The organism is Kitasatospora sp. NPDC091257, assembly GCF_044757675.1.
In the GTDB taxonomy this organism is placed as follows: Bacteria; Actinomycetota; Actinomycetes; order Streptomycetales; family Streptomycetaceae; genus Kitasatospora; species Kitasatospora lactacystinica.
In genome coordinates this window covers 1-4,172 of record NZ_JBIVVI010000831.1, presented here as the reverse complement: position 1 = coordinate 4,172, position 4,172 = coordinate 1, and the positions used below count along the sequence as shown (strand labels likewise).

Sequence of the window (4,172 nt, the reverse complement as noted above, 5' to 3'; positions counted from 1 at the left end):
CCCTCCGGCAGCGCGGCGAGCAGCGCCTGGGGCACCTGCGGGACCGTCGCACCGGGCTGCGCGGCGGCGGGGGCCGGGACGACGGCCGGGCGGACCGGGCCGGCGTGGGTCGGACCGGCGTGGGTCGGGCGGGTTTGGGTCGGGCGGGCCTGGGGCGTGCGGGTCGCCGCGCCGGGCCATCGGTCGGCCCCCGGCGCCGGAGGGACGGACGGTCCGGCGACCCCGGACGTGCCGGGACCGGCCGCGGGGACGACGGTGACCGGCGGGACGGAGCGGACCGCGCGCAGGTGCGGGGTCGCGGTGGGCAGGGGCAGGGTGGCCGTGGAAGAAGAAGACATGGTGTGCCGCTCATTTCGCGCGTGACGGACGGGGTGGAGTCGTCTGCGCGTCGACCGGGCGTACTGCCTGGGCTGGACCGAACCGGATCAGCGGGCGGAGGGCCGGGACGCGCTGGGCGAGCCGGGACACGTCTGATCGAACAGGTGCGGCTGCCGGGACGGCCAGAACGGCTCGAGGTCGGGGCGACCCCGTCGGCTGTCCACGGCGCGGCTCCCGCACCCGTTCCACCGTCCGATCCGTCCGTCCGCGCGCATCGCGGGGGCCGACCCGGTCGTTCGGGTACGGCCGACGACGTCGGGGGCGGTACTGGGGCAGACGATGTTCACTGGTGGTCTCTCCGCTGGGCGGGTCCGGATGGTCGGCCGCGGGCACGCCGGTGGGGCGGTCCGCTACGGCCTGGTCGACGGGTGTCGGCGGTGCGTCGGGCGGTGGGCCGGATGGGCCGTCAGCGCCGGGGACGCACCGGGAAGGTCAGGCCGGTCAGCGACAACACGCGCTGCAGGTCAGCGCGTGGTCGATGTAGCGGCGGACGGTGAGCGCCGGATCGGCGGCACCGGGCACGGCAGTGCCGGACACGAGGGCATCGGGCATCGGGGAGCCGGGCACGGCGGTGATGATGCGTCGTCGGCCGACGGTCATCCGGCTGCCCTCCCCCTTCGTTCTCCACACGGTGGCGCGCCGTCTCCGGCGCCCGCCGACGATGCCTCGCCGGTTCGTCGAAGGCCGTCCGCCGGTCGCAACGCCCGTGCGAACGGGGTGTTTCCGGCACCCCCGACGGCATGGCCGGGCGGCCTTCGTCCACAGAGCCTTCCACGGCCGGGCGGGTCTAGGCAACCTTCGGCACAGTGATCGTCCGGGATGCGGACGGTCGGGTGAGACAGCGGGCGGAACGGGCAGGTCGGCGCGCCCACCTGCCAAGTCCTCGCACCACCGCCGCCACACGCCCGATGCACCACCGCCGCACACCGATGCTCCACCACCGCCGCCGCACGCCCGATGCACCACCGCCGCGCGGCCGACGTCGGGCCGGAGCCGAGTCGCCCTCAGGCGCCGACCGGGGCGCGGCGATACGTGCGGGCGGCGGCGTGCTCGACCAGCGCGACGAGCAGGTCCTTGCCGTCCTGCCGCAGCCGCGCGTCGCAGAGCAGCACCGGGATGCCCGGGTCGAGGTCGAGCGCCTCGCGGACCTCGTCCGGCGAGAACCGCTCGGTGCCCTCGAAGCAGTTCACCGCGACCAGGAACGGAATGCCGCGCTGCTCGAAGAAGTCGACCGAGGGGAAGCAGTCGGCCAGCCGCCGGGTGTCCGCGAGCACCAGGGCGCCGAGCGCGCCGCGGGCCAGTTCGTCCCAGACGAACCAGAACCGGTCCTGCCCGGGCGTGCCGAACAGGTAGAGCGCGAGGCCCGGCCGCAGGTCGATCCGGCCGAAGTCCATCGCGACGGTGGTGGTGCGCTTCGCCTCCACCCCCGAGGTGTCGTCCACCGGACGGCCCAGCTCGCTGAGCTCCTCCTCGGTGCGCAGCGGCCGGATCTCGCTGACCGAGCCGACCAGGGTGGTCTTGCCCGCGCCGAAGCCGCCCGCGACCAGGATCTTCACCGCGACGGACGGACCGCCGCGCCAGCGAGGGTCGTTGGCGTTCGCCGGGTGGGCCGCGGTGCCGTCCCGGTCGGGCGCGGTGCCGACCGGTCGGGGGTGGGGGTCAGAGCGCACGGAGTCCATTGATCACGTCTCGCAGCAGGCGCTCGTCCGGCAGCTCGGCGAGCGGAACGGGTCGGGTGACGCTGATCAGCTCGGCGTCGTAGAGGTCGCCGAGGAGGACCCGCACCACACTGACCGGCAGGTCGGTGTAGGAGCCGAGCTCGGCGACGGAGAGCGGCTCGCGGCGGCACAGGGTGAGCAGCGTCTGGTGCTCCGGGTCGAGGACGTGCGCGGGCACGGCCCCCGCGACCGGCCCGGGCTCGACGGCGGTGACCAGCGAGATCAGGTCGAACAGCCCCTCCTCGACCGGCCGGGTCCGGCCGCGGGTCATCGAGTAGAGCCGCACCACCGGGCCGGCCTCGTCGTCGAACCAGCGGTCGTCGACCGGGGTGCGCGGCCGGAAGAGGTCGACGTCGGGCCCGTCCGGGTCCGCCTGCCCGCCCTCCGCCACCGGGCCGTCCGGGCCGTCGACACCGGACGGGCCATCGGCGCCGGCCGAACCCCCGGCACCGGCCGACCCTCCGACGCCGGACGGCCCGGCCGTGCCCACCGGCACCTGGGGGCCGTCCGACGTCTCCGGGCCGCCCGGCACATCCGCCATCGGATCCGCCATCGGACCGCTCATCTCACCGGCGGGGCGGTTTCGGTGCGCGGCTCGGCGGCCATGTGCTCGCCGACCCGCTTGACCAGCAGCGCCATCTCGTACGCGATCTGGCCGATGTCCGCCTCGGCCTCACTCAGCACGGCCAGACAGCTGCCGTCGCCGGCGGCCGTGATGAAGAGGAAGGCCTCGTCCAGCTCCACCATGGTCTGCCGGACGCCACCGACCTTGAAGTGCCCGCCGGCGCCCTTCGCCAGGCTGTGGAACCCGGCGGCGACGGCTGCCAGGTGCTCGGCGTCCTCGCGGTCGAGATCGCGGGAGGCACCGGTGGCCAGGCCGTCGTTGGAGAGGATCACCGCGTGCCGCAGGGCCGCGACGCGCCCCACCAGGTCGTCCAGGAGCCAGTTGAGGTCCCCTGACGACTGCATCGACGTGGTCATGAATCAGTTCCTTCCGCTGGAGCGGGTGGTGCGTGTGGAGCGGGTACAACGGGTGGTTCGGGTACGGCGGGTGGCACGGGCGCGCCGGTGTCCGGGTTCCGGCGGACCGGCTGCCCGGGCGGCACCCGACGGGCGAGCGGTGCCCGGCCGGTGTCCTGCGGCGCGGGCAGCGCCGCCGGGGCGGGTGCCGGGGCGATCGCCCGTCGGGACCGGTCCGGCGGCTGCCAGGCCGGTACGGCGGTGGATCGCCCGTTCCCCCGTACGGCACGATCGTCGGGCGTGCCGGGACGATCCGTCAACGGAGCACCGGGGCGGTCCGCCGGCGCACCGGCGCGGCCGGGGGACGCGCCCGCACGGTCGGCCGGAACGGTGGCGCCGCGACCACGGGTGAAGCCGCGCTGGAACGAGGCGAAGGTGGCCCGGGCCTCCTCGGGCGAGCGCTCCCGGACCTCCCGGGTCTCCCCGCCGTCGCGGGGGCCCCGGCCGTCCCGGGTGTCCGCGGCCGACGCTTCCCCGGCCGCGCCGTCGGCTCCGGCCCCGTTGCGGAACCGTTCCTTCAGCTGCTCCGTGAGCTGATCCCTGAGCTGCGGTGCCAGGTTCGCCTGCCGGACCCGCCGGGGCAGGCCGCCGAGCGTGCGAGGTGCGGCGTCCACGGGCGCAGCCGCGGCCGGGTCGGCGGCCGGCTCGACCCCGGCCGCGCCGGCGACCCCGACCACACCGGCCAAACCGGCAGCCGCGACGGCCGCCTCGGCCGCCGCCACCGCGAGGTCCTCCCGCCGGTGGCGCCCCGTCCCCGGCGCGTCCTCGGTGTCCGCCACGGGCGCGGGGACCAGCACCGGCCCGCCCTTGCCCCGCGAGGCCCGGCGCGGCAGCCCGCCCGCCGTACGGCCCGCCTCCGGCACGGACGGCCTCGGGCCGCCCGTCGTTCCGCGGTGCTTGCCCGCCTCGTCACCGCTGGCGACGGCGCCCGTACGGCCTCCGACCCCCGTCCCGGCCGAGGCACCCGCACCCGAACCAACACCCGCACCCGCACCCGCGAAGCCGACCGACCCGGACGCCGCCGAGGAGGCACCCCCCGACCCGGGCACGGCGACC

Annotated in this window: 4 protein-coding genes and 2 pseudogenes; all 6 read right to left on the bottom strand. The window is 76.6% G+C overall.

Annotation, left to right across the window (positions count from 1 at the left end):
- Positions 1 to 338: pseudogene (locus ACIQOV_RS30425) on the bottom strand (hypothetical protein); the annotation flags it as partial.
- Positions 339 to 819: 481 nt separating this feature from the next.
- Positions 820 to 978 (bottom strand): hypothetical protein, encoded by a 159-nt coding sequence (locus ACIQOV_RS30420; protein WP_359898564.1) that lies wholly within the window; start codon positions 976 to 978, stop codon positions 820 to 822.
- A 404-nt stretch (positions 979 to 1,382) separates the two neighbouring features.
- Positions 1,383 to 1,934 carry a GTP-binding protein gene (locus tag ACIQOV_RS30415; RefSeq protein ID WP_401053816.1) on the bottom strand — a complete coding sequence of 184 codons (552 nt, stop codon included), beginning with the start codon at positions 1,932 to 1,934 and terminating at the stop codon, positions 1,383 to 1,385.
- 103 nt (positions 1,935 to 2,037) lie between these two features.
- Positions 2,038 to 2,649 carry a DUF742 domain-containing protein gene (locus ACIQOV_RS30410; protein WP_401053814.1) on the bottom strand — a complete coding sequence of 204 codons (612 nt, stop codon included), beginning with the start codon at positions 2,647 to 2,649 and terminating at the stop codon, positions 2,038 to 2,040.
- Positions 2,650 to 2,657: 8 nt separating this feature from the next.
- The gene (locus ACIQOV_RS30405) at positions 2,658 to 3,077 is read right to left on the bottom strand and encodes a roadblock/LC7 domain-containing protein (RefSeq protein WP_049652175.1); all 420 of its coding nucleotides are present in this window, start codon (positions 3,075 to 3,077) and stop codon (positions 2,658 to 2,660) included.
- Positions 3,074 to 4,172, bottom strand: a pseudogene (locus ACIQOV_RS30400) (hypothetical protein); the annotation flags it as partial. The pseudogene ACIQOV_RS30400 and the gene ACIQOV_RS30405, both read right to left, overlap by 4 nt.